Here is a 26,968-nt window from a genome sequence, read left to right as displayed (position 1 = left end):
CCTCAATATCGATCGTCAATCCTACGAGGAGGAACGAAGCATGCGCAGAAAAGAATTCGAAATGGAGGATCGGGAGGAAATCGAAGCGTTCCTGAAGGAGAAGCACGACGGAGTCCTCACGTTCGCGGGGACGGACGGCTGGCCGAAGGCGGTTCCGCTGAACTTCGTGTTCCATGCGGATGCGATCTATTTCCACGGCAGCAAAATGGGCGAGAAGATGAGCGGACTGGCTGCAGACCCGCGTGCGGAGTTCGTGGTATATGAAGCCCATGCGTTTATCCCTTCTTATTTTTCGGATCCGGTCATGGCTTGTCCGGCCACCGTGTTTTTCCGTTCCGTCCGCATCCGGGGCATCGTCTCCCAAGTGGAGGACCCCGAAGAGAAAGCGGACGCGCTGGGCGCGCTGATGTCGGCCATGCAGCCGGAAGGAGGCCACGCGCCGATCGATCCGCGGGACCCCCGGTACGTTCCGCAGCTCAAGGGCGTGGCTGTGCTTCGGCTCGATCCGGAGTCGGTCACGGGCAAATTCAAGTTCGGCCAGAACATGAACGAAAAAAGACGGGTAGGCGTGCTGGAAGGACTGGCGCAGCGCGGGCTGCCCGGAGATGCGGAAACGGCGGATCGGGTGCGGGAAATGGCAGGGAAACCTCGCGGCCATTGCTGATTGCTAGCTTTGAAAGGTGGACGCGTATCGGGTGGGCCGCAAAAAACGAACGGCTCGGCCGCCTCAATCAGGTCTTGTTCGGATATTTCCGCGTTTTGCCGTCGTTGGCGGTGACGGTGATGTTGCGTTCGTGTATAATATCACCTAACAAGCAAAAACGCCTTCGGCGTCCTTGAACGTCGGAGAAGCTTTGCGGAGATCAGCTGGAAATGGATAAGGGTGCATCTTATTCATTCTAGATGATGATGTCCAAACGGCTGCGCCGTTCTATTCGGACGGTAGACGTTTAATGGAAGTGATTCAGAAAAGCATCGCGGATTGTGTACTTTCTGAATCGCCGACAATTGACCCTGCCGCAAGCGGCAATGAATACGTGGAAGGTGAGAGTTTGACTCCGTCAAACTCCCTATGAAAGGATGAAAACATGAATCCCCTCGCACAGCAGCTCAACGAGACGATTGCCAAGGAGCAGCCTCGCGTCTTCGAAATGTTGTCGAAGCTCGGCCAAGCCGTTTATTTTCCGAAAGTCGGGATCCTGAGCCAGTCCGCGGAAGCGAAACAGAAGGCGAAAGTCTACAACGCCACGATCGGCATCGCGACCGAGAACGGCAAGCCGATGCATCTGCAGGTCATCCAGGAGACGCTGTCCGCTTACGATCCGAAGGACATCTACGAATACGCGCCGCCGGCGGGCAAACCCGAGCTCCGAACCGTATGGCGCGACAAAATGCTGGAGGAAAACCCGTCTCTCGACGGCAAGAGCTTCAGCCTTCCGGTGGCGACGAACGCGCTGACCCACGGCCTCAGCATCGTGGCGGACCTGTTCGCCGATGAGGGCGACGCCGTCATCCTTCCCGATAAGAACTGGGAAAACTACGAGCTGACGTTCGGCATCCGCCGCGGCGCCGTCATGGTCGAATACCCGCTGTACGACGCGGACGGCAAATTCAACGCGGCCGGTTTGCGCGATGCTCTCTTGTCGCAGAAAGAGCGCGGCAAAGCGATCGTGCTGCTCAACTTCCCGAACAATCCGACCGGCTACACGCCCGGCGCGGAAGAAGGCCGGTCGATCATCGCGGCGATCAAGGAAGCGGCCGAAGCCGGCATCAACGTCGTGACGGTCACGGACGACGCCTACTTCGCGCTCTTCTTCGAGGATTCCTTGCATGAGTCCCTGTTCGGCCGGCTGTGCGGCCTTCATGAGCGGGTGCTGCCGATCAAAGTCGACGGCGCGACGAAAGAGGAATACGTCTGGGGCTTCCGCGTCGGATTCATCACGTACGGCGGGCAGTCCGAAGCCTGCTTGTCGGCGCTCGAGCAGAAGACGCTCGGCATCATCCGCGCCACGATCTCGAGCGGCCCGCACCCTTCGCAGACGTTCGTGCTGAAGGCGCTGAAATCGCCGGATTTCGCGGCGCAGAAAGCGCAGAAGTACGCGATCATGAAAGGCCGCGCCAACAAGGTCAAGCAGCTGCTCGACAGCGGGAAGTACGGCGGCGTATGGAGTTACTACCCCTTCAACTCCGGCTACTTCATGTGCCTGAAGCTGGACGTGGACGCCGAAGCGGTGCGCCAGCGGCTGCTGGACGCGTACGGCGTCGGCACGATCGCGCTTGGCGGAACCGACCTGCGGGTCGCCTTCTCCTGCATCGAAGAGCCTCAGCTCGAAGACTTGTTCGACCGGATCCATCAAGCGGTGCTTGACGTGAAAGCCGGGAAATAACGAATATAAGACTCTCCGTTCAGCCTGGTGTTCCCAATCAGGATGGGCGGAGAGTCTTTATTGTCGAACCATTTTCTTTGCTTAGAGAACACGATCAGAAAGAATGCCTTGGCATTTATCAACTAAGCGCCAGAATGCATTTATTGTTAGAAACTGACCCTCAAATTTGATGAATAACGACCAAAATACACTTACCCATTTCTATTTCCTCTGGACTCCGATGTTATTAACCGGAATAAATGTATTTCGGTCCTTATCTCCGCCAAAATAGATCAGTTTAGAAAAAATAGTTGTATTTTGGCTCTTAGCTGCTGCGGCGAACACATCCAGATTCGATCAAGCGGTTCTCGACCGGGAAACCGGAAATAAATCCATTTTTCAGCGAAACGCGGTCATTCATCGAACGCTTAACGGAGCGTTGTCCGCGTTACTCCTCTTCCTCCGACTCATCGATCAAGGCAAGCTGCTCCGCATCTTCGACCCGGTAGCTGATCAGGACATACTGGTATGTGCCTTCCTCGTCTTCGCGGCCATCGATCGGAGGTTCCGGCCACGGTTCCAGAGACTCGCCTTCTTTATCGATTGATTCTATAATCATTTTCATTGATTTCTGCCATGCGCGCGAGGTCATCCGCTCCGACACTCCGCTGACGGACACATGATAGGGAAGACGTTCGAACACTTTTCCGTCTTTTTTTCCTTCCCGGACCTTTTCCAACGATTTTCGCAAAAGCCGGAGCCCTGGGTCCAGCATGCGGTGAACGTGGGCAAGCGCCATTTCGATGTCCTCTGCCTGTTCTTCCACGTTCCCTTTGTAAATCACGTCCCGAAAGTTGACCGCCCGGTAGTAATGCTCCGTCAAATTACCCTGTTGCTTCGTATCCGCGATTTCCAGCAGCTCGGCTTTGAGCATCTTCTTCACGTGGTAATAGAGCCTGAGCGGGTCTTCTCCCAATTTCTCGGCCAAATACTTGACGGTCACGGGTTCATCCTCAGCCAAATGAAGGATCCGGATCCGCCGCGGATCCGAGAGAATCTTCATGATCTCCGGCGTATGCGTCTTCCATTGCATGATGGAGCCTCCCTAGAATCTCCGGTCTAATCTGTGTTCCATATAATCCTAACCGTACTCAAGATCAACCCGATGAACAGCACCAGTAGAATGCTCGCCGACAAGATCAAAGAAGCAACCGGCACGCCGGCGGACAACAGAACGGAAACCAAAGCATAGGAAACGGGCACGAATCCCATGGATGCGACGGAAAGCAGGCTTTGTACGCGTCCCATCAGTTCCGGCTTCACCGATTCTTGCGTGAACGCGGCGATGAGAATGTTATTGCAAGCGACGAAAATCCCGATGATCAACATCAATAGGGCTCCTTGCCAGACTGCTTGGATCAGGCTTAATAAAGCCGAGCCTATGCCGGCAAGACTGATCAACCCGAGCGCCAGAGCGGCTCTTTTTCTTTTGAGATTCAGGATCCCCGTCAACGCCCCGCCGGCCATCATGCCGATCGCGAATGCGCTCTCCAAGTAGCTGAGGGCCATCACGTCGCCGGAGAGGGACGTTTTGACGAGCACCGGCATCCCGGCGGTGACGGGTCCTGCGAAGAAGAGGTTGATGATGATGTACGTCCCCATGAGCGCGAGCATGATCGGAGAGCTTCTAACGTACTCTATTCCTTCCTTCAGCTCTTGGCTAAATTTCGGCTTCCGTTCGGCGGGCCGGACCTTGTCTTCCTTGATCGAACGAAGGATGAAACCCGCGGCGAGCAGGAAAACGCCGGCGATTCCGAACGCCGCTTCGAACGAACCGAACCGGAGGAGGACTCCCGCCAAAGCCGGCCCGATAAAAAAAGAAAGCTGGTTTGTCGTTTCCATGACGGAATTCGCTCGGACGAGCTGCTCTTTCGGCACGATACTCGGCATCAAAGACCGGTTTGCAGGCCAGAAGAAAGCGTCCATCACGCCAAAAACAAGGGCAAAAACGAGAAGGAATCCGAGATTCAGGGAATGGGCGGCCAACAATCCGACCATCCCGCCGATCATGACCGCACGGCTTACGTTCAGGATAAACAAAAGACTCGAACGTTTCAATCGGTCCGCCAATACGCCGCCCGCCGCCATCAGCAGAACCCGGGGGATGGTCGTCGTCATCATGACGATACCAAGCCAGTTTTCTCTATCCAACTCTTGAACCACATACCAGGATTCGGTGAGCAAGTATACGGAAAAAGCCAAGTGGGTCAGGCAGGAGCCCGCCCATAGAGCGAGAAACCGGGCGTTCGTCCAAATCCGCGCTTGCCGTACCGCCGACATTTGCCGTCGTTCCGCTTGCAGTTACTTAAACGGCTCCATTTCAATCCCTCCGAGAATAATCGTTTAATGAATTTTCATCGTTGAAATAAATTACAATGGATGTTTCCATTTTATACCACCCCCTAGCAAAAAGAAAGACCCGTCATCCCGACAGGTCTCCATTCCGTTATTCCATCCCACCAGCCAAACCCCGTTCCCCTGCACCAGCTTGCCGTCCGATTACAGTTATGCGCCGGATGTTCTTCGTTGGTCCCGATTACTCTTCCTCATCCTCGTCCCCCGGTTTCGCGACCCGTCTCGGAATGATCCAGGCGTTCCAAACGAGGCCCGCCGCCAGCAAGGCGGGACCGATCCAGCCCATCGATCCGACGTACGGAACCGCCGCGAAGAGCCACAATAGAACGGCTCCGGCCATTCCCGCCGCCCGGGCGATTCCCGCGGCGGCCCGATTCCGCTTGCCGCGGTCGAGCGGGAGCGTTTCGACCGAACCCGCGAGCTTCAAACGCCCCAGTTCGGTAAGCTGGATGCCTCCGATGAAGATCCCGGCCCCGTATGCGATCCAATCCGCCGCCGGATGATCCGCTGCCGCGATAACAAGCGCCATTACGGTATACCAGCGGACGAAAGCACCGAATGTTTCTCCGCGGATAAAGGTTTTGCCGTATACATAAAGCCATGCCCGCCCGCGATCCAACGGCAGGCGATCGGGCAGCCAGGCCGCCCAGCGCCGTCGGGTCGGCTTCGATTCCTGCGACGGCACATCCACGAACCAGCCGAGAAACCGATACCAGCGCCGGCGCGTCGTTTCTTCTTCCTTGATCAGCCTCTCCCATGGCACCTGCTGCCGCCTCGGCCAGCGCCAAGCCAGTCCGACCAGCGTCAGGAGGCCGATCGCAAGTCCCCAGGCCGGAAGCGGCGAACCGTTCAGCAGCCCCCATACGGACAGCAGCGTAGCGGCGTATCTCGCCGATCGAAGCCATCCCCGCGGAACCGCCCATGCCGCTTGTCTCTCCCGCCAGCCGCCGTAAGCGTTCCACGCCCCCATCGCGGCGAACGTGATTCCGAGCAGCCAGAGCGGCCTCCCGGATGCCGCCTCTTCGGTCATCGGCGCTCTTATGTACAAGGGAACGAAAACCGCGAACACGGCGAGCGTGCGGATCGCGCCGGCGCGCATGGAGGCGGCGAGAGCCGGTCGGACGTAATCGCGGTAAACCGAGTTTTCCATCGGCAGCAGAAACACGGGATCGGCCGGCTGGATATAGGTCCGCATGGGCGACCCTATCGCCGCCAATGCGATCGCAGCCGCGCCCGCGAGCCCCGCGGGCAAGTCCGGCGGAACGTCCCGCAGCAGGTTGGCGTAGCCGATGATTAACGTGAATAGAGCGGCGGAAACAAGCAGGCCGAAACCGCTTTGCGCCACATAGCGGAAATACGGAAAAACCTCGGAACGGAACGCGGCGGCCCGGGTCCTCTTGAGCGAGAGCAGAAACCGCCTCTCTTGCCCGATTCCGTCAGGCACCGGGAGCTCCCCCTTCCACGTCCGCCTTCCGCACGAGCGCCTCGAAGGCGTCGTCGAGCGAATCGCCCTCTCCCGCTCTGCCGGCCTGCCGTTTGACTTCCATCGGAGTCCCTTGAGCGATCAGCCGCCCCCGGTGCAGCACCACCAGCCTGTCCGCGCGGCGTTCGAGCGCGGCCAGAATATGGGAGCTGAGCAGAATCGCGCTGCCGCCCGAACGGGCTTCAACGAGCGCGGCAAGAAGGCCGCGGATCGCCAGCGGATCCAGGCCGAGCAGCGGCTCGTCGATGATCAACAGCGGCGGGGAGACGAGCAACGCGTTCATCAACATCGTTTTCTGCTTCATCCCTTTGGACAGCGTATCCGGCAACGCATCCAGCGCATCCGTCATGCGGAAGGCTTTCGCGAGCTCCGCCGACCTCGCCTCCGCCTCCTTCTCGCCGATCCCGTAAGCCATCGCCGTAAAACGCAAATGCTCGCGTACCGTAAGATGGGGAAACAGAACCGGCTGTTCCGGCACGTAAGCGCAAGACCGCCGGTACCGTTCCCGGTCATCCTCCAGGCGGACGCCGGCGACCCTCACCTCTCCCGCGTGGGACGTCATCAGGCCCAGGATGTGGCGGATGGCCGTGCTTTTGCCCGCTCCGTTCAGCCCGATCAGGCCGACGATCTCGCCCGCCCTGACCTCGAACGAGATGCCGTGCAGCACCGGCCGCTTCAAGCTGTAGCCGCCGGTCAATCCGGTTACCCGCAGAGCAACGTCCGCATGTTCGTTTCGGACCAAGACGTCCCCTCCTTCGCAGCAATCCCTCCCATTATACCTTGGGCGGCGAACACCGCACAAAAAAAGGCACTCCCGCGAGGGGAGTGCCCGGTCCGGCTCATGCGAAGCGGCCGCAGGCGGCTGCTGTTAGCCCGTGATCTGAATTTCCTTGACGACGTTGTTCTCTCCTTTGACGGTGACGGAGAGATTCGCGGCCAAGACGCCGCTGCCTCCCGTAACCTTCACGTTCGAGTCGACGTTGTATACGACGGTGGACGTGGTTCCGTTCACGTCTTTGATGATCGAAATGGTTGCGATTTTGCCCTGCGCGTCAAACGTGAACGCGCCTACTTTGCCCGCGTCCGTGAACGGAACGACAGCTCGCGCCATTTGGGTCACTTCGATGAAGACCGCTTTGCCTTCATAGGTGCGAACCAGGACTTGGTCTCCTGCCAGAATGGAGGAGGCCGTCGTTTTGACTCCGTTGCGGAATACGAATACGTTCGGGTCGAGCGGGATGCTCACCGACGTGTTGTCGGCTTGCTGCACCGTAATCGAGCTCGAGCCGTACACGGCAGCGGTAACCGTTCCGGTTACGGCTTGGTTCTGTTGGTTGTTGCTTTGATCCGGCAGCTGCACGCCGAGACGGTCCAGGATGGACGCCAGCTCCGCGCGGGTGACCGGCTTATTCGGCTTGAACGTTTGGTCGGTGTAGCCGGAGACGAGGCCTTTCTCGATCGCTACGGCGACGTAGCCGACGGATCCCGCGGGAATCTCTTTTGCGTCTTTGAACGGCAGCTCGGCGTTCATTTTCGCATTCGCTTCGGCTTCCAGCTTCATGCTCTTCACGAGCAGAACCGACGCCCACAGGCGGGATGCCGGCTTCTCCGCTTGGATGACCGAATCGTTCTCGTTAAACAGGTCGTTTTTGAGCGCGACCGCGACGTAACCGACCGCCTGCGGATATTTCTTCTTCAGCTGCGCGAAGTCCTTGAATCCGAGCGTCGCGTTCATGTTCTCCGGCTTCTGGGCTTCCGCTTCGAGGCCGAGCAGGCGAACGGCCGCTACGATCGTCTCGATCCGCGTAATGTTGTTGCGGGGCTTGAAGCTTCCGTCGTCATAGCCTTTGAACACGCCTTGGGAAACGAGACGGATGATGTGCGCGTACGCCCATTTCCATTGATTTTCGTCCAAGTCCTTGAAGTTGAAGTTAATCGTTACTTTCCCTTTGGCGGAACCGGAATAACCCTTATGATCGTCGTCATGTTTCGATTTCGCGGAAGCGACCAATCCCGTCGCGCTTCCGGCCAGCATGCTGAGCGCAAGCGTTGCGGCTGCCATTTTCTTCCAAGTAGATACCTTCTTCATCATGTGAACAACCACTCCCTTGTCCGATTTCACGGTAACTGTACCGTACGCTTAAAGGATTCGGGGGCGGTTGCCGATTTGGGTGGGTCATTGTCGATTTTGAGCCCTATGGCCTAAAAAAAGGAGCTTAGGTCCGGCCATTCGCGGGACCGGAATCCCGTTTCTCCTTCAGCCAGCGGGGGGCGCCTTTGTTTTTGCGGTCCCGTTCGCGGTTGTCCTTGACCTTCGGCTTGGCCGCGGCAGGCGGCGGACCGGCCTTCGGCTTGCGGATTTTCGGCGGCTTGGAGGCAGGCTCGGCGGGAAACGGAAGGTTCGCCTCTCCTCCTTCCACGGATCGGGATCCGGACGGTCTGCGTTTGTCCGCCCCGGCTTCTTCCGGTGAAACGACTCGGCCTTCGTACAGCATCTTAGGCTCCATCTCGATGCCGAGCTGCTTGGACAGCTTGTCGATGATAAAACGTTCCTGGGACGATACGAGCGTAACCGATACGCCTTCCTTGCCCATGCGGCCGGTGCGTCCCGCCCGGTGCACGTAGTGGTCGGCGTCGAGCGCGGGTTCGAACTGGATGACGAGCGGCAGTCCCGGCACGTCAAGCCCCCGGGCAGCCACGTCCGTCGCGATCAGCAGCGCGGTGCGGCCGCCGCGGAATCGCCGCAGCGCTTCGCCGCGTTCCTTGCCGGACGTATCCCCGTACAAGGTGTCGACGAGAATGCCCTCGTATTTGAGTTTGGCCGACAGCTCCCCGATTTTCTCGATGTCGTTCAGGAACAGCAGGGCCGGCTTCATCCGAATGTGGCGCACCAATCGGCGGACCAGATCGATCTTGTCCCGGCGGTCGCAGACGAAAAACCAATGGCGGATCGTATCCGGCAAGCCGCTCCCGGCGCTTGTCCCCTGCTCGGCCGCTACAGACTCCCAAGGATCGTTCAGCCACGTCCGTTCGGCTTCCTTCATCGCATCCGAACGCGTTGCCGATACGAAAACCGTTTGCCGGTCCTTCGACGTTTGCTTGATCAACCGTTCCACGTCGTCCCGTCCGCCCAGCGAGAAGACACGGTCCGTTTCGTCCACGACGACGTGCTTCACGGCCGGCAGGTTCAGCTTTTTCAGCGAGGCGACCTCCCGCACGCGGCCCGGCGTACCGACGACGAGCGCGGGCTTCGTTTTCATGCGATCCAGCTGCCGGGACAATGCGGCCCCTCCGATCAACGCCACCGTCTTGTGGCCGAGAGGAGTTCCGTATTTCTCGGCTTCGCGTACGATCTGCATAGCCAGCTCCTGCGTCGGAGCGAGAATGATCGCCTGGGTTTCGCGGCGCGTGCCGTCGAGCTTCTGCAGGATCGGAAGCAGGTAGGCAAGCGTTTTGCCGGTTCCGGTCGGGGAAACGAGCACGCCGTCCTTGCCCTGCAGCAGGGCGGGGATCGCTTCGGTTTGGACCGGCGTCGGCGCGGCGATTCCCGCTGCGGCGAGCGATTCCGCCAGTTGCGGGCTTAAGCCCAGACTTTCGAACGTATCTTGGTTTTGGGGAGTCAACGCGGGTTCACTCTTTTCGTGATCATTTTTTATTCAGCAGCCGGGCTGCAATGGCGTCCGTCCACCGGGGAAACGCCCTGCGGATCCGGACGCCGGCCGCCGCCAGCCATGGCAAATCTTTTTCGGGCAATCGGCGTTCCATCACTTGAACGATGGCCTTCGCCACCTTGTCGGGAGGCATGATGAACCAGCCGATGTTGCGCTGATACGTCCCGTCCGGGTCTGCGCGCTGGAAGAAAGGCGTATCGATCGGACCGGGGTTGACCGACGAGACGAGGATGCCCGTCCCCCGGAGCTCCTGGCGCAGCGATTCCGTGAGGCCGATGACCGCGTGTTTCGTCGCCGTGTAGGCGCTCGATTTGGCGGTCCCGATTTTGCCCGCGAGCGACGCGACATTGACAATGTGTCCTTCGCCGGCCCGAAGCATGTATGGAAGCACCGCTTTCGCGCAGCGTACGGTACCCAAATAATTGACGTCCATCATGTCGCGGAAATGTTCGAGCGTTGCTTCCCCGAACGGGATGAATTCCCCGTAGCCGGCGTTGTTGAGCAGAATGTCCAGCCTGCCGAACCGCTCGTGCACGCGCGCCGCGGTTTCGTCCACCTGCGCGGAATCCGTAACGTCCATCGGATAGACGGCATGGGCGCCGCTTATCGTTTCGGACAACTCCCGAAGCTTGTCCTCCGACCTCGCGGTCAGTACGGGAACGGCTCCCTTGTCCGCCAGCAGCTTGGCCGTCAAAGCCCCGATTCCGCTGGATGCCCCGGTGATGAGCACGACTCTGTCCTTGAGCGAAATGGCCATCCCTGATCCTCCCTGAACAAGTAAAACGGCTACGCCGTCCATTCCGGACGGATAGTCGTTTTATCGAAGTGATTCAGAAAAGTGTGGCGGATTCAATACCTTCTGAATCACCAAGTAAAAACGACTTCGTCGTCCTAAGCGTAAGCTGCCAGACAAAGAATGTCGTTTCTATCGTGATCAATCAGAAATGAAAATGAAATAGGAATAATTTCCGATTGATTGAAAAAAGCCCCCGCGGGGGCGAAAATTCACACTTTAATATTACGCGATCAGCACTTGAATTTCCAATTCCCCGATCCCGTCCATGATCAACGGAACCGTCAGCGCGCGCCGAGGTTGGAAATGGCTCAGATCGACGACGCGGGGCGGCGTGATGTCCACGTGGACGCCTTGGTTGTACAGCATCGTGCTTGCGTTGCCGCTGATCATGTTGCCCAGCTCTGAAATGGCGCTTCTGCCGATATCGTCGATCTCCGTGATGACGAACCCGCCCATCATCGCCGAGATGATGCGGAGGGCGACCGTTTCGCTCAGCCCCAAGACGATGTCGCCGGTCATCTGACCGGTCAATCCGATCTGGATCCAAACCTGATGATCCGTGAACTTGATGTCCTTCAAGGCCAATTGGCCCGTGCTCGGACGAACCTGGACCATTTGTTCGATGACCATGCGGGCGGACTCCAAAAAAGGATTGATGTACTCCGCTTTCACTGTGTTTGCGAGCCCCTTTCATCGACAAAGATCGCCAAGCTGGTCGTATTCGCTTTCCATCATTATACTGAAAAGAAGAGGACAAGTATAGATTCTTTTTCCCAGAATACGGGTCTTGAGTTTCATGCGCCTGCTCTGATAGTCCCGATTTGGGCGGTGACGACGATTCCCGAAAGGTGGACCATCATGCCGAACATTTGGGCGCACATTCAATTCGGACGCGAGTTCCTGGCGGAGAGGACCGATCCGCTCCCGGACGATCCGGCTTGGCGCCGCGCTTTCCAACTGGGCTGCCAAGGCCCCGACTTCCTGTTCTATCACCGGTTTCTCCCCTGGCAACAAGCAACGGCGCTGAACCGGCTCGGCAGTCTCATGCACGGGACGCGGTGCGGGCCGTTCCTGCTCTCCTTATTCGAGCGAATGCTCGGAAGAGGCGAAGCCGATCCCGTGGTCGGCTTTGCGCTCGGTTTTCTGATGCACCATATTCTGGACCGCCACCTGCATCCTTTCGTGTTCAGCCGGTCCGGGTTCCGCAAATGGCACCACCAGCGGTTCGAGACGGCGATGGATGCCGTCGTGATGCATCGCCGGGCCGGCATCCGGACCGGTTACGTTCCTGTCGCCCCGGAAATCGATACCGGCGGGGGGCTGCCGGGCGGATTCGCCGCGGAGTTGCTCGGCATCGTCCGGGAGCATTATCCCGTTCTGGCGGAGCGGATCGCACCAGAACAGTTGGACGAGGCCGTACGCGACATGATCCGGGCCCAGCGGCTGTTCTTCGATCCGAAGGGCTGGAAGGGATGGCTGCTGTTCGGTCAAATCGCTCCGTTCTCGCCTCCCCGGGAGCTGCCCGATTGGGAGGTGCTGAACGACGCGCGCCGCCCATGGGTCGATCCGACCGACCGGACCGTCTTCCATACGGACAGCGCCGAAGATTTGTGGGACGCCGCGCTTGCGGACGCGCGCGTTACCGGCGGCGCCGGGCTCGCCTGGCTCCGTGCCGGAGATGGCCCCGGAGCGGCCGCGCTGCGCGAGGAATTCGCCGCGCGGCTAGGCGATTTCTCTTACGAGACGGGCCGGCCTTGCGGCACCGCCGTCATCACGTACGCGGAATCGGTCGTGCCGGTGTGAGAGGTCGGTCGGAAATGGATTTGTCCGGGGACGCGGCGATTAGTGGCAGTGCGCCATTATTTTCACGGATTTGTCCGGGGACGCGGCGATTAGCGTCCGTGCGACATTATTTTCGCGGATTTGGACGGGGACGCGGCGATTAGTGGCAGTGCGCCATTATTTTCGCGGTTTTGTCCGGGGACACGCCGATTAGTGGCAGTGCGACATTATTTTCGCGGATTTGTCCGGGGACGCGCCGATTAGTGGCAGTGCGACATTATTTTCGCGGATTTGTCCGGGGACGCTCCGATTAGTGGCTGTGCGACATTATTTTCGCGGTTTTGTCCGGGGACGCTCCGATTAGTGGCTGTGCGACATTATTTTCGCGGATTTGTCCGGGGACACGCCGATTAGTGGCTGTGCGCCTTTATTTTCGCGGATTCGCACGGGAACGCTCCGATTAGTTGCTGTGCGACATTATTTTCGCGGTTTTGTCCGGGGACACGCCGATTATTGGCTGTGCGCCGCTAATATAGCGGTTTGGAGGAGGAACGAATTCTTATCTGTCTGAGGATTTACACGAAAAATTCGATATTCCCTCTTGATCGTAGCGGTGAGATCGAGGAGAGTGCGAACAACCATCCCCGATCTCATCCTACGCTTCCGCACTCCTCACAATCCATCTTCACATCTTTACATTGCCCTGCCCTGCGCCGCTCAGCCTTCGAACGCGCGCGAGGCCTCCCGTTCCCCTTTGGCCAGGTTCACGAACGTGAGCACCGCCATCGCGGCGACGAAGAAGAACGCGACTGCCAGGATGGCATACCGGCTGGAGTCGGTAAACACTTTGACCAGCGCGAACACCAGCGGGCCGCCGAACGAGAAAAACCGGCTGGTGAACGTGAGGAATCCATTGAACTCCGCCGTGCGGGCAGGCGGGATCAACCGGCTGTAAATCGCGCGCGCCGTCGCCTGCGATCCCCCCTGAACCAGTCCCACTAACCCCGCCAGCACGTAAAAATGCAACGCGTTTTTCATGAAAAATCCGAGCACGACGATCACCACGTACATGACCATCGAAGCGTACAACATCGTTTTGCTGCCCAGCTTGCCCGTCAGTGCGCCAAACGCCACGGTAGCCGGGAAACCGACGAATTGTGTAATCAGCAGAGCGGTGATCAAATCCTTGTCCTTGATGCCGATCGTCGTCCCATAGCTCGTCGCCATGACGATGACCGTGTTCACCCCGTCGAAGAAAAACCAGTACGCGATCATGAATTTCCACAGCTCCGGGTAATGCCGGATTTGGCGGAACGTTTCCCCGAGCCGTTTGAACCCTTCGCGGACTTGGCTCCCCAGACTCCCATTTGGTGCAACAGCGCCTTCCCGGACGTTGCGGAACAACGGAATGGAGAACAGCAGCCACCAGACCCCGACCATCGCGAACGAGATTTGCGAAGGGGCCGTACCTTCTCCTAGCCCGAACAGGCCGGGCTTCAGAATGAGCAGCAGATTGACGGCCAGCAGCACGCCCCCGCCCAAGTAACCCATCGCAAACCCGCGCGCGCTGACCTTCTCCCGGTTCGCCGGCGACGCCACGTCGTTCAACAGCGCATCGTAAAAGGTGCCACCGCCGCCGAATCCGATCATGCCCAAGATAACAAGCAGCGAAGCGAATAGAACGTCGCCCTTGCCCGGAATCGCCAGACATAAGCTGGCCGCCGCTCCGATAAACGTAAATAGACGCAAGTAAGCCTTCTTGTTGCCCGAATAATCCGCCATCGCGCCGAGCAGCGGAGCCAGCACCGCGATGATGATCGCGGATGCGGTCTGGGTGAACGCCCACCCCGCATCCGTGCCTCCGATGGCCTTCTGGTAATAAATCGGCATCACCGCCGCCATTATCGTCGTCGCGAACGCCGAATTGGCCCAATCGTACATCACCCAAGACCGAACTGCCTTGCGATCGTCCCACATGCGCGATTCGTCCCCTCCGTCATTTACAGGTTAGTAGATCGATTTGTAGATTCCCTAACAATTGATGCTTCTGCGATGCTTCATGTAGGCATGTCGAGCCCGAACTATCGGAACTTACAGCCGTTATTCGGTCCTTTTCGGTTACATTAACGAATCTAACGGAACCAGATGCGCTTATGAGACGGATTTCGAGGGAAAAATGCCTGTTTGAAGACAAATAAGGGCTTCCAGTTCCGTTAGGTATAACGATCCGCTGTTTTCGATTAAAATAACGGCGCTGAGTTCCATAAGGCTGCCCAAGCGAGAGTCATCGAGTAGAATATCATGAGTTGCGATGTTTCAATACATAGCGGTAATTCTAGATCGATTTACTAATCTTAACCGTTTCTCAGATCAACGATTCGCCACAGCCGATCGTATATCCTTGCGGGTCTACGATCGCGAACTCCCTCATCCGAAACTCGTTCGTTCTGAGTTCATATTCATAAACCGCGCAATCGCGACTCTCCCTCCCGAATTGCTTAGTCATCCTCATAAGGCATTCAACCCCGTGATCCGTTTTTCCTTTGGTTTTTTCGTGAAGTCATCATTAAAATTCGCCAAAGAATAAGGCACGCGTGATGGCTGACAAGCAAACGCGATGGAGTTAAGGTATTTTGTGCCTCTACTCCCCCGTTCTCCCGCCCATTTCGGCGGAGTTAAGGCATTTTGTGCCTCTACTCCCCCGTTCTCCCGCTCTTTCGGCGGAGTTAAGGTATTTTGTGCCTCTACTCCTCCGTTCTCCCGCCATTTCGGCGGAGTTAAGGTATTTTGTGCCTCTACTCCCCCGTTCTCCCGCCATTTCGGCGGAGTTAAGTATTTTGTGCCTCTACTCCCCCGTTCTCCCGCCCTTTCGGCGGAGTTAAGGCATATTGTGCCTCTACTCCCCCGTTCTCCCGCCATTACGGCGGAGTTAAGGTATTTTGTGCCTCTACTCCTCCGTTCTCCCGCCCTTTCGGCGGAGTTAAGGTATTTTGTGCCTCTACTCCCCCGTTCTCCCGCCATTACGGCGGAGTTAAGGTATTTTGTGCCTCTACTCCTCCGATCTCCCGCCATTACGGCGGAGTTAAGGCATTTTGTGCCTCTACTCCCCCGTTCTCCCGCCATTTCGGCGGAGTTAAGGCATTTTGTGCCTCTACTCCCCCGTTCTCCCGCTCTTTCGGCGGAGTTAAGGTATTTTGTGCCTCTACTCCCCCGTTCTCCCGCCCTTTCGGCGGAGTTACGGTATTTTGTGCCTCTACTCCTCCGTTCTCCCGCCCTTTCGGCGGAGTTAAGGCATTTTGTTCCTCTACTCCTCCGTTCTCCCGCCATTTGGGCGGGGTTAAGGCATTTTGTGCCTCTACTCCTCCGTTCTCCCGCCCTTTCGGCGGAGTTAAGGTATTTTTGTGTCTCAACTCCCCCGTTCTCCCGCCATTTCGGCGGAGTTAAGGTATTTTGTGCCTCTACTCCTCCGTTCTCCCGCCCTTTCGGGAGAGTTAAGGTATTTTGTGCCTCTACTCCTCCGATCTCCCGCCCTTTCGGCGGAGTTAAGGTGTTTTGTGCCTCTACTCCTCCGTTCTCCCGCCCTTTCGGCGGAGTTAAGGTATTTTTGTGCCTCTACTCCCCCGTTCTCCCGCCATTACGGCGGAGACGCAAAAAACCTCGCCTCCCGGAATGGAGTCCGGAGAGGCAAGGCATAATCAGTTCTTGTTCCGCTTCTCGAGCTCCAGCAGACCTTCCGGCGACCAGCACGGATCCCCGAGCGCGCCCGATTCCGCGTCGGCCAGCACGTCCTTCAGCCAATCGCGCTCCGTCTCGCTGAACCGGAGAATCCCGCGAAGCAGATGGAGCGCCCCTTTAGGCAGATAATCCTGCTTCAGCTCGATGACGGCTTTCATGCGTTCGATCCGGGCTTCGCACGCCTCCAGTTGGCGCAATGCGAACTCCGCCGTCAAGGCCGTATCTCCATGCCGGATGAACGGCAGCGCGGGGAAGAACGGATGAAACGGGTAATGGGATTCCCCGAGCTGTCCGTACAGCAAATCGAGAAAAGCTTCTTTCCCCTTCTCCGTGATGCGGTAAACCGTCTTGTCGGGGCGGTTGTCCCCCGGAACCGGAATGACTTCCGCCGCTTCGATCAAGCCGTCCTCCCGCATCTGATCGACCGCGTAATACAGCGAACCGTCCCGGACCCTGAACGTAACGTGCCAATTCCGATCCTTGATGGTCTGCCGGATTTCGTAAGGATGTCTGTCCCGTTCCATCAGCAGCCCCAATGCAAGCAACTTCACGGACAAGCCGGCTCACCCCCCGTGGAAGGAAGGCTCCGGCTTGCCGGCGGCGTCGTCCCTCGGTCCCGTATTGCCTGGAGTGCCCGGCCGGGCCTGGACGGCGAGGCGGGCCCGCCCCATGAGCAGAGCGAACAGCAGCGCCGCAACCGGCAATATGACCGCCCATTGGAAAATGAACACGATCGAATCGGCGAGCTTCGCCAGCATCAGGTGGACCGCATCGGGGGAGAGCCCGATTCTCGCCTGGACATCCGGATCGAGCAGCGCTTGGCCTCCCTTGATTTGCTCCGCCATTTGCGGATTCAAGTTCGGCAACTGCTGAATGCCCGCTTGGAAATCATGCTTCTGCAGCGTTCCGAACACGGTCACGCCCAGGGCCGAGCCGATTGTCCGGAAAAAGGTGATCAGCGACGAGGCCGAGCCTTTGTTCTGAGGAGGAACGGCATTGAGCGTGGAAATGTTCAGGAGCGAGAAGGAAACGCCGATACCGAGACCGACGACGATCATGTACAGCGTGACCACGAAGCGGCTGGTCGACGTATCGAGTTCGAAGCCGAGCATGGACATTCCTGCCAGCAGCGTGAGACCGGACACGATCATGACGTCCCGGAACCGGAACTTGGCCGCGATCCGGCCGCCGATCTGGCTGCTGAGCACGACCCCGAGCATCATCGGAATGAGCACGGTGCTCGTCTGGGTTGCGCTCAAGCGGAAAACGCCCTGCATGAAAATCGGGATGTACGTCGCGCCCGCCATCATCGTTCCGCCGTACAGCATGCTGATCATCATGCTGCTCGTGAACACGCGGTTCCGGAACAGATCCAGCTTCACGATCGGATCCTTGGCCTTGGTCTCCGCTAGCAGGAAGAGCAGCAACAGGACGCCCGAACCGACGAACAGGGAGATCGTGTTCCAAGAGCTCCAGGCCCAGCCTTCCGTCCCTCCGAGCTCGAGACCGAACATGAGGCAGAGAATCGCCCCCGTCAGCAGAATCGCTCCCGTCCAGTCGATGATTTGTTTCCGCGCGTTCTTGGTTTCATGATAAGCCTGCAAAATGAACAGGAACGCCAGTATGCCGATCGGAACGTTAATGTAGAAGATCCAGCGCCAGCTGATGTTGTCGGTGATCGCCCCGCCCATGATCGGGCCGAACACGCTCGAGATGCCGAACACCGCGCCGAAGAGGCCCATCATTTTCCCGCGTTTCTCCGCCGGGAACAGGTCGAAAATAATGGTGAACACAATCGGCATGAGCGCCCCTCCGCCGATCCCTTGAATCGCGCGATAAACGATAAGCTGGTTCATATTGATCGCCGTTCCGCACAGGATGGAGCCGAGGACGAACAGGACCAGGCCCATGAGGAAAAACCTCTTTCTCCCGTACATATCGGAGAGCTTGCCCAGGATGGGAGTCGAAACGACCATCGCGATCATATAAGCGGAATAGACCCAGATGAAGCTTTCCATCCCTCCAAGCTTCTTGATGATGGTCGCCATCGCCGTCGAGACGATCGTCTGGTCGAGCGCGGCCATGAACAGTCCGAGCAGCAACCCGGCGACCACAAGCTTGACGTTGCTTTTATTGGAATCCAATTCGCACTTCCTCCTCTGACGCATACTCAAATTTGAATACCCGTTTGCTATTTTACTCAAATTTGAGTAAAAAACAACCGACTTTTGCTACCGCATCGTAAAAAGCCTATAATAAACTGAGAAAACCTTTTAATCCGTTTTAATTAACATGATAAATTTATTCAATGCGGGAGGCGGTCATTTGAACATCAGTCAGCTGGAAACGCTGCTTACGATATCCCGGACGCTCAGTTTCCGCAAGGCCGGCGAACTGCTCAACCTGACGCAGCCCGCGGTGTCCGCCCAGATCAAAAGCCTCGAAGACGAATTCAAGGCGGTGCTCGTCGACCGGAACCACCCCGTGACGCTGACCGACCGCGGCAAAGTTTTCCTGGAACACGCCGAACGGATTCTGGGGATCGTCGAGGAACTGAAACAGAAACTGTCGGACTTGAACCAAGTCCCGCAGGGCCACATCGTGCTCGGAACGACGACGTCGATCGCCATCCAGATTTTGCCGAGGGTTCTCTCTTATTTTCAAAATCAGTTCCCGCTCATCAAAACGTCCATCCAGTCGATGCCGTCCTCCCAAGTGCTCGCCAGCGTGGAGAACGGCACCGTCGATATCGGGATCGGCTACTTGTCCGACAAGAGCCCGCAGGTGGAAACGTCGATCCTGTATTACGACACGTTCGAGTTGGTCGTATCCCCGAACCATGCGCTTGCGGCCGCGAAGAACGTGACGATCGGGATGCTGAAAGACATCCCGCTGATCCTATTGTCCCCTGACACGCTTGGACGACGCTTCGTGGACCGGATTTTCCGTGATCATCAAATCCAGCCGAACATCGTCATGGAGCTGAACAGCAGCGAAGAGGTCAAACGGATGGCGGAAATGGGGCTGGGCGCGGCAGTCGTCTCGAAGCTGTCGATTGCAGGCGAGGTGAAACGGGGAACGTTAAAGATGATCCCCGTCCACGAGCTGGAGGTCAGTCACCCGGTAGGGGTCATCACCAAATCCGGACGGTACGTGAACAGTGCCATGCGTCAGTTTTTAAGCGATTTGAAGGGCATGCCGGAGGACCAGTTCATCGGAAGCGAGTGAACGCGCGAGCGGGGAGAGTTTGAGCGGTCCGTCAAACTCCCTATTAGAGGAGGAACCGATTCATGAAATTCGATTTGCACACCCATCATGAGCGTTGCGGACATGCGGAGGGGAACATCGAGGCCTACATTCGTGCGGCGATGGATGCGGGCCTGACGGCGATCGGCATTTCCGACCATTCCCCTTACTTCGCCAAGGCAGAGGACCATCCCCATCCCGGGATCGCGATGGCCAAAAGCGAGTTCTCCCGCTATGTGGAAGAAGTGCTGCGGCTCAAGGAGAAATACGGCGGCCGGATCGAGGTGCTGCTCGGCGTCGAATCGGACTTCTTCCGGGACGAAATCGACGAATACCGGGCAGCTTACGAGCCGTACCCCTTCGACTACATCATCGGCTCCGTCCATCAAACGCGCGGAATCAGCATTTTCAACCGAAACCGGTGGAAGAAGCTAAGCGAGAGCGAGAAGGTCGAGGACAAGAAGGAATATTACCGCTTGATCCGGGAGTCCGCGAACGCCGGGCTTTTTCAAATCCTGGGCCATATCGACGCCATGAAGGGCTACTATCCCGCTTTCTCCGACATTCTAGGTGCGGAAGCCGAGATCGACGCCGTGTTCCAAGCGGTCGTGGACAACGACATCGCGCTGGAAATCAACACGAGCGGCAAAACCAAAGACGTAGGCGGCTGGTATCCGTCCGATGAAATGCTCGAGCGGGCACTCCATTACGGCGCGGACGTGACGTTCGGATCGGACGCCCACGTCCCGCACCGCGTCGGCGACGAGTGGGAGCTCGTCCGCAAACGCCTCAAGGAAATCGGATTCACCCGTTGGGTGTATTACCGGCAGAAGCGCAAAGTGATCGTCCCTTTGTAAACAGTAAGACCCATCTGTCTGGGCAGGACAGATGAGTCTTTTTTTTCTATAAACTTTGAACTGGCGTCAACCGCGCCCAGACCGGTCCCTTTTTAAGGCATAGGGAGAGGATGAAATGTTGAATACCTCCATCCAGCAGAAATACAAACCTCACTTCCAGAAAACGAACTTCGCAAGCCTGTCAATCTCAGTTTGCACTTCCGCAAGCTTGTCGCGCCATGCGCTGCTCTCGATCCCCCCGGCTAATATGGCTTCCAACTCTGACGTTGCCGCCAATAAAGGCTCTGCATACAAATTTGCGGCTACCCCCTTCAGCGAATGAACCATGCGGAAAACCGAGTCCCGATCGATTGGCAACTTTTTCTCTACATCCGACTGAAAGGTCCGATAATGCTGTTTAAACTGCCCCAATGCGTATTGCAAAATATAAGCTTTGCCGTCCATCTGTCTGATCGCCTTTTCCGCATCAAGACCTTCTATGGAGAGGAGACAATGGAGGCGTACCCATTTGCCAAGCACTTCGGACAGCCTTCCGATTTCCACCGGCTTGGTCAGGATATCATTCATTCCGTCCTCCAGACACTTTTCATGATCCTTCTTCATCACATTAGCGGTCAACGCGATAACAGGAATGCGGTTGTATTCTTTCTTCGAGCGGATCTTCCGTACAGTCGCAAAGCCGTCCATCTCCGGCATATGCAGGTCCATCAGGACGGCCTCCCATGGCTGTTGGTTCAGAAGCTCCATTGTCTCTGCACCGCTTCCTGCAATGGTGACGGAATATCCCAGCTGTTGCAACAGCTCGCGAATGACGATTTGATTAATCTCGTTATCCTCTGCAACGAGCAGATGCCCTTTTGTTGCTGCATTGGTAACAGGAACCGGCTCGTTCGTTGGAGGAACATGGAGATGTTTTCTTCCGAAAATGATTTCTAGCGTATCCAATAATCTTGAGGAGGTAGCCGGTTTTGTCAGCATGGCATCCGCTTGATGCCTCTCGCAACGCTTGTAATTCTCCTCTGTTGCCGTCATCAGCTCGAGTACCTTTATCTTTTTCTCCTTAGCAAGTTCCATGAGCTTGGTCCACTCCGCATCGCCCAATCCTTCCAGTTCACTGTCCGCGATAAGCAGTTGAATGTCCCCGCTCATTGCGCTTTGCAATTCGCCAAACATGGCTTCGCAGGATGCGAGCGTATGGGGAGTAAATCCGAGGGAACTTAGCTTGCGTTCCATGACCTCTCTCTGGATGGGATGGTTCCCTGCAAAAATAACCCGATATCCCTCGTAAACAGTGCGCTGAATGAATTCGGTTTGCCGATTGAGCACCTTCAAAGGAAGTTTGAAGGTAAATTTGCTCCCATGGGCGATACGGCTCTCCACCTCGATATCACCGCCCATCGATTGGGCCAACAGCTTGCAAATAGCGAGTCCCAACCCCGATCCTCCATATCTTCTGCTCATGGAAATATCCGCTTGAGTAAAGGGGGTGAAAAGCACTTGCAACTGTTCTTCCGAAATGCCGATCCCGGTATCTGTTATAGAGAATGAAATCCATGCAGCTTGCTTGTCCTCCTGACGGGCAATAAGACCGATGCTCAGCAGGACATAACCATCATTTGTAAACTTCAGGGCATTATTGCATAGATTAAGAATTACCTGTTCAATGCGGAACGGGTCGCCGATAAACGCCGGAGGCACACCCGGATCTTTCTCGATAATAATCTCTACAGATTTCTGTCCTGCCGATAAGCTTAAGATATCGGCAATCCTGTTCATAATATCCGTCAGTTGAAACGGTATTTGCTCCAGCTTCAGCTGTCCGGATTCTATTTTTGAAAAATCGAGAACGTCATTGACCATTCCAAGAAGCGTTTGGGAAGAAGAATGTATTTTCGCCAAATAATCCTTTTGGACATGCGTTAGTTCCGTCTTCTGCAGCAGATAGGCCAAACCGATGATTGCGTTCAAGGGAGTACGGATTTCATGGCTCATTCTGGCCAAAAATTGTCCTTTGGCACGATTCGCTTCATCCGCTTCTAATCGTTTCTTCATATAATACTCGCTGGCGCGTTTGGCCTCCTCCGTTTCAAAGACGGCTTGCAGGATTTTGGCCCGGGCTTCGCGTTCTTTGGAGCGCAGCTTTTCCGATTCGCTATGGAATTTGCGGAGCTCCTTATAGGCTTCTTGGTAACGTCCGGATGCGGCATAGAGCTCGGCTTGCTCCTCCATGATACTTACCCGATAGCCTGTGAAGCCATGCTCCTCGCAAAGCCGAAGCGCTTCGTCAAGTGTTGCTTGCGAACGGCTGTACGCTCCTTGAAGCCGTTGCGCCGCCGCAAAGGTTATGAAGCATTCGGGCAACATATCCAATTCGTCTACTTGATCATCCAACCGGCGATCGATGACAATCTGCAGCGTTCGCTCCGATTCCTCATATCGTCCTTGGAGAATTTGAACCCTCGCAATCGTATCCAGGATGCGGGGATTGAGCGGTAGACCGTACTTTTGCCCAAACTGCCGGATCCGTTCGATGATCTCTGCCGCTTCTTCCGCATTACCCAGCTCATACTCCGCGTATGCCATGTTGTTTAGCGTAATCAAGGCATATTTCAACTGATTCGTTTCGGTTGCGAGGTCCAGTGTCTCTTGAAAACGGCGTTTGGCCTCATCGTATTCCCCGTTTAGAGCAAGAATAGCTCCAAGCAGCAAAAGGTGATTTCCCCTTGTCTGGGGCAGCGCATTGACCGGCAAAAGTTGGCAGGATTGCAGCATATGCTCCAGCGCCCTTGGCATATCTCCGATGCTCCGGAAGAAGCTGCATAGATGCCGGTGGCAACGAGCTTGAATGTAAGCACAGCCATGAGATTCCGCCCAGGCCTTGATTTGCTGGAGAATGCGTCCTCCTTCCGATAACAGTCCTTTCCGGATCATCACTTCGGCATGAATTAACTGGGCGCGCATCTCCAATTCTTCGACACCCAGCATCGAAGCAATCTCTGCTGCTTTCAGGGCAGAAATAATGGCTGCATCAATATTGGGACGATGCAACCCTTCAAGTACATCCAGGGCCATGGCAAACGTCTCAGGGGTGTAGAACTCGACCCGATTATCCTCCCGGGACAGATTCGGTTTCTCGTCCCATAGCTGAAAGCAGTACACACATGTCTCTATATATCCGAAATCAGGATGCCATATCAGCTTGACTTGGCATCTCTTACATTGCATTTGTATAAGCTTCATAGGGAAACCTCCAATACCGGTCGAATCGACATATCGCGGGCGGTTGATTCAACGTTCGAGCCTTCAATCGAAGAATGGACTTCGTTACAAACGTGTATAAGCGTCAAAGTGCCCGTTATATCTAACGGGCACCCCTTCGTCTATGCAGCATTCGCGCTTACCTCACTTCGGAAAACCATTGAATAGCTTCATCAAAACTACCAAGTTCTTCGATAACAAAGGAATCTTCAATAGCAAATCTCGCCCATTTTAAGGAGATTCGTAATCACCGTTTATGCAACGCTCTGATTCACGGTATCACTTGAAGCTGTGCTAAACCGGAAGCCGAGTCAAACATCCACAAGTCGACAAAGGAAGAGTGTCCGATCGTACAACATTTATGCAGCGGCAGCCGTAGTACCCTAATAGATAACTCTCGCCTCCGGATTCTTTAGCTAAGCCTAGCACCCAAGCCAACTTAATCGAGAATTTCGCTAATCTGAATGTTTCGTTCCTTGGTGAGGTCAAGATAAGTTTGATCTACCTTCACCAATGGACTCGTGTCTTCATGAGGATTAATATATATGACCTCCCCATACCGGCCATCGGTTAGCCTCACTGTTCTACCGACCAGGGTACGAAACATGTTCTTAAGGAAAACAGCAACGATATGCGGATCTAATTTCCCAAAGAAACCTTCCCGCATTCGCTTGACCAATTCATAAAAAGGCATTGCCTCATGATAAGGGCGCTTTGATGACATTGCATGAAATACATCCGCAACCGCTACAATTCGACTCAACGGGTCCAATTGATGACCTTTCAAACGCAGCGGGTAACCGCTGCCATCCTCCCGTTCATGATGCTGCAAAGCGACCAAAGCAACGCGAGGGTTAAGGCCTACTGTTTCTTTCAATATTTCATAACCATAAATCGTATGTTGTTTGATCTCTTCGAATTCTTCCTTTGTTAATTTATCGGGCTTCAGGAGAATTTCCTCCGAAATACGAACTTTCCCGACGTCATGCAGGAAAGCCGAAATCGATAACAGGGCAACATCTTTCTCATTCAGATTCATCCATTGGCCTATCAATGTCGATAATACACCGACGCCGATATTATGCTGATGGGTATATTCATCCTTGGCCTTGACGGATTCAAATAAATAAAATAAATCGGTGTGTTCCGCTACCTTTTGAATGACAGGTATCAGTTCACTCTTAATCTCAAGCAGCGGAACCTGCTTTTTTACCTTGATTCGCTCAAATAAATCCTTGGCATATCGTGTAGCTTCCTGCACCAGTGCTGTAGCGGAACTATTCGATTCCGCTTGTTCCGGAAGGTTCGTTATTTCTTCGCCGGAAAGCACTGCGATTTGCGAGAGATCGATTTGATGTTTCAGTATAAGCTCATAATGAGTCTGGTCGAGAACGGTTCCCCCGGAAATTAGCAAAAGTCCTGTTTCATTTCTAATATCGTCCTTGATCTTCTTGCCCAATAACAGTTTTCGCATCAACTCGCCGGCATCCTTTCATGCATCATTCTTAAGAATATAAGATCATTCCTTTAGACCATATTAACTATTTTCTATTTTCAATAACCATACCTGACAATCGTTAGCTTTGTTTTCGAATAGAAACAAAATATTTGTTAGCATCCCTAACCTGAACCTACGGAGAACGCTGTAAATTATCGATTGTTCTGAATTGCGCGTAAATTGTCAGACGCCTGGACCCCGTCAAATGTTACGCGGTTCCGCCCCATACTCTTGGATTGATACAGCAATTTGTCTGCTTCATTGAGCAAAATATCTCCGTATAAGCTGTCGGAATAAACGAGTCCGACGGAAACGGTTACTTTCATATTCTCGTAAGTCCATTGGAGGTTCTCTATTCTGGATCTGATTCTTTCGGCAATCTCTACTGCCGCATCAATCGAATGGGTATCAAAAATGATCATAAATTCTTCTCCGCCATAACGACCGCAGGCATCATTTTTACGTATGGATTCTCGAATGGTGCTTGCAACCTTTTTCAGAACTTCATCACCAACTAAATGGCCATAAGTGTCATTGATATCTTTAAAATGATCCACGTCAACCAACGCAATACATTTCGTTCCATTGGAGATTTTATCAAACATTTCCATGATGCTTCGCCGATTGGGCACATTGGTTAATTGATCGGTTACAGACAAACGATAGAATTTCTTTTTCTTAATATGAAACATAATTGCTGCAATAAAAATGACCAATATCAGGATGATTGCAAGGGTTAAACCCACTTGATATAACTGTATAGACTTGGTTTGAGCACTTTCTAATTGCTCAAACAGGCTCAATTGCTTATTGATTTCACTCATCTCAAAGTTCCTGGATGCTTCCACCTGTTTTGACTTTTCTTCTATCTCTTGTTGAGACAAATAAGTGTTAGCCATCCGATCATATAATGTAGCTGAATGCTTATAATCACCGTCATTGAAGGCAATAGATGCCTCTAATTGATCTAATGTGTATGCGGTTGTAGCTACTTTAAATAATTCAGATGAGTTGATATAATCACTTTTTGCTCTTAGAAATACTTTTTTGGCTTGATCGACTTGCCTGCTATAAATATAACACCTTGCCAAATCAAGATCATTGAGAATTCGAAGCTCATGATCCGAAGCATGGATGCGCATCTCATTGGATAATAAAGCTGATTGGGCAGAAGCATAGTCTCCTTTGGCATTATACATTAGCGCGATCATATGATAGATTGCTATATTTTTATCGATACCAATAAAGTTTTTTTCATGTTTGTCATCAACAATTTTTGCAGCCTTGAGCAGGTATTCTATACTTTTATCAAAGTCATAAACATTTATTGCTTGCAGTGCGATTCCATAATAATATTCTGAGGGTGCACCTTTCACTCCATAATTGGCTTGCAGTTCTAACATTTCCTCCAGCTTTTGGTTGGCTTCTTTATCGTTAAAATTCAAATAATCATAATATTCAAGTACGGCTAGAGCCAAAATACGGTATTGATAATATCTGCTTTCATCAGATAACTTATATAATTCTATGGCCGTGTTTGTGGATTTATCGGCGATTTGATAAAACGTCTCAAGCTCTAATATCTTCGCAAGAACTTCCAGATAATAGTCTTTATGCTTTTCGAAGCTAATTTTCCCTTTTAGCTCAAGCAGAGCCTTATAAGCAGGCTCTCTCTTGTACTCCTGTAATCGTTTTCCAACCTCGTTCAATTGGGTGTCAATCTCCGAATCTGAGATTCCATTTTGTTCAGCGGCACAAACTAAGGGATGCAAAATAGTTACAAATGCCATTAGCAAGACGAGAACTACCCATTTTCTCGTCACTTTTAATCTCATCTGCCAACATCCCTTCTTTGTATCAT

At 54.7% G+C, this 26,968-nt stretch carries 19 protein-coding genes; 5 read left to right on the top strand and 14 right to left on the bottom strand.

Going from position 1 to position 26,968, the window contains the following annotated elements; all coding sequences use genetic code 11:
* Positions 1 to 40 precede the first annotated feature (40 nt).
* Positions 41 to 664 carry a pyridoxamine 5'-phosphate oxidase family protein gene (locus tag GE107_RS15145; RefSeq protein ID WP_219640809.1) on the top strand — a complete coding sequence of 208 codons (624 nt, stop codon included), beginning with the start codon at positions 41 to 43 and terminating at the stop codon, positions 662 to 664.
* A gap of 424 nt (positions 665 to 1,088) precedes the next feature.
* A complete protein-coding gene (locus GE107_RS15140; protein ID WP_219640808.1) occupies positions 1,089 to 2,387 on the top strand; it encodes an aminotransferase class I/II-fold pyridoxal phosphate-dependent enzyme in 1,299 nt (432 codons plus the stop codon).
* Between the two features lie 427 nt (positions 2,388 to 2,814).
* On the opposite strand, the gene GE107_RS15135 is transcribed toward GE107_RS15140, so the two are convergent.
* The 8 genes from GE107_RS15135 to GE107_RS15100 form a co-directional block, all read right to left on the bottom strand.
* A complete protein-coding gene (locus GE107_RS15135; RefSeq protein WP_219640807.1) occupies positions 2,815 to 3,459 on the bottom strand; it encodes a winged helix-turn-helix domain-containing protein in 645 nt (214 codons plus the stop codon).
* 26 nt (positions 3,460 to 3,485) lie between these two features.
* A complete protein-coding gene (locus GE107_RS15130) occupies positions 3,486 to 4,706 on the bottom strand; it encodes an MFS transporter (RefSeq protein WP_219640806.1) in 1,221 nt (406 codons plus the stop codon).
* Between the two features lie 256 nt (positions 4,707 to 4,962).
* Entirely contained in the window at positions 4,963 to 6,225 is a 1,263-nt protein-coding gene (locus GE107_RS15125; RefSeq protein WP_219640805.1) for an ABC transporter permease, read from the bottom strand.
* Complete coding sequence (locus tag GE107_RS15120) at positions 6,218 to 7,006, bottom strand: ABC transporter ATP-binding protein (protein ID WP_255570498.1); 789 nt, start codon at positions 7,004 to 7,006, stop codon at positions 6,218 to 6,220. Before GE107_RS15120 ends, GE107_RS15125 begins: the two co-directional genes overlap by 8 nt.
* Positions 7,007 to 7,132: 126 nt before the next feature.
* Positions 7,133 to 8,356, bottom strand: coding sequence for an S-layer homology domain-containing protein (locus GE107_RS15115; protein WP_255570497.1), 1,224 nt, complete (start codon positions 8,354 to 8,356; stop codon positions 7,133 to 7,135).
* 124 nt (positions 8,357 to 8,480) lie between these two features.
* A complete protein-coding gene (locus GE107_RS15110; protein WP_219640804.1) occupies positions 8,481 to 9,887 on the bottom strand; it encodes a DEAD/DEAH box helicase in 1,407 nt (468 codons plus the stop codon).
* A gap of 22 nt (positions 9,888 to 9,909) precedes the next feature.
* Positions 9,910 to 10,692: an SDR family NAD(P)-dependent oxidoreductase gene (locus GE107_RS15105; protein ID WP_255570496.1), complete on the bottom strand. Its 783-nt coding sequence runs from the start codon at positions 10,690 to 10,692 to the stop codon at positions 9,910 to 9,912.
* A 261-nt stretch (positions 10,693 to 10,953) separates the two neighbouring features.
* Positions 10,954 to 11,403, bottom strand: a complete 450-nt coding sequence (locus GE107_RS15100; RefSeq protein ID WP_219640803.1) for a chemotaxis protein CheX — start codon at positions 11,401 to 11,403, stop codon at positions 10,954 to 10,956.
* A gap of 186 nt (positions 11,404 to 11,589) precedes the next feature.
* On the opposite strand from GE107_RS15100, the gene GE107_RS15095 reads away from it, so the two are divergent.
* Positions 11,590 to 12,534 carry a zinc dependent phospholipase C family protein gene (locus tag GE107_RS15095; RefSeq protein ID WP_219640802.1) on the top strand — a complete coding sequence of 315 codons (945 nt, stop codon included), beginning with the start codon at positions 11,590 to 11,592 and terminating at the stop codon, positions 12,532 to 12,534.
* Between the two features lie 696 nt (positions 12,535 to 13,230).
* On the opposite strand, the gene GE107_RS15090 is transcribed toward GE107_RS15095, so the two are convergent.
* From GE107_RS15090 to GE107_RS15080, 3 genes are all read right to left on the bottom strand, one after another.
* Positions 13,231 to 14,490 (bottom strand): MFS transporter, encoded by a 1,260-nt coding sequence (locus GE107_RS15090; protein WP_219640801.1) that lies wholly within the window; start codon positions 14,488 to 14,490, stop codon positions 13,231 to 13,233.
* Positions 14,491 to 16,208: 1,718 nt separating this feature from the next.
* On the bottom strand, positions 16,209 to 16,799 hold the full coding sequence (locus GE107_RS15085) for a PadR family transcriptional regulator (RefSeq protein ID WP_370636434.1): 591 nt from the start codon (positions 16,797 to 16,799) through the stop codon (positions 16,209 to 16,211).
* A 12-nt stretch (positions 16,800 to 16,811) separates the two neighbouring features.
* Positions 16,812 to 18,392 carry an MDR family MFS transporter gene (locus GE107_RS15080; RefSeq protein ID WP_219640799.1) on the bottom strand — a complete coding sequence of 527 codons (1,581 nt, stop codon included), beginning with the start codon at positions 18,390 to 18,392 and terminating at the stop codon, positions 16,812 to 16,814.
* Between the two features lie 181 nt (positions 18,393 to 18,573).
* Here GE107_RS15080 and GE107_RS15075 point away from each other — a divergent pair, with 181 nt between their 5' ends.
* Together GE107_RS15075 and GE107_RS15070 are read left to right on the top strand one after the other, a co-directional pair.
* Positions 18,574 to 19,476 (top strand): LysR family transcriptional regulator, encoded by a 903-nt coding sequence (locus GE107_RS15075; RefSeq protein WP_219640798.1) that lies wholly within the window; start codon positions 18,574 to 18,576, stop codon positions 19,474 to 19,476.
* A gap of 62 nt (positions 19,477 to 19,538) precedes the next feature.
* The gene (locus tag GE107_RS15070; RefSeq protein ID WP_219640797.1) at positions 19,539 to 20,351 is read left to right on the top strand and encodes a histidinol-phosphatase; all 813 of its coding nucleotides are present in this window, start codon (positions 19,539 to 19,541) and stop codon (positions 20,349 to 20,351) included.
* A gap of 150 nt (positions 20,352 to 20,501) precedes the next feature.
* Here the strand turns inward: GE107_RS15070 and GE107_RS15065 are convergent, their stop codons facing one another.
* The 3 genes from GE107_RS15065 to GE107_RS15055 all read right to left on the bottom strand — a co-directional run bounded on the left by GE107_RS15065 (position 20,502) and on the right by GE107_RS15055 (position 26,942).
* Positions 20,502 to 23,591 carry a response regulator gene (locus GE107_RS15065; protein ID WP_219640796.1) on the bottom strand — a complete coding sequence of 1,030 codons (3,090 nt, stop codon included), beginning with the start codon at positions 23,589 to 23,591 and terminating at the stop codon, positions 20,502 to 20,504.
* Positions 23,592 to 24,048: 457 nt separating this feature from the next.
* On the bottom strand, positions 24,049 to 25,083 hold the full coding sequence (locus GE107_RS15060; RefSeq protein ID WP_219640880.1) for an HD-GYP domain-containing protein: 1,035 nt from the start codon (positions 25,081 to 25,083) through the stop codon (positions 24,049 to 24,051).
* A gap of 176 nt (positions 25,084 to 25,259) precedes the next feature.
* A complete protein-coding gene (locus tag GE107_RS15055; RefSeq protein WP_219640795.1) occupies positions 25,260 to 26,942 on the bottom strand; it encodes a tetratricopeptide repeat-containing diguanylate cyclase in 1,683 nt (560 codons plus the stop codon).
* Positions 26,943 to 26,968: the final 26 nt, after the last annotated feature.

It is taken from the genome of Cohnella sp. CFH 77786 (assembly GCF_019400745.1).
In the GTDB taxonomy this organism is placed as follows: Bacteria; Bacillota; Bacilli; order Paenibacillales; family Paenibacillaceae; genus Cohnella.
The sequence above is the reverse complement of the archived record's forward strand: the minus strand, read 5'-3'. Positions and strand labels throughout refer to the sequence as shown.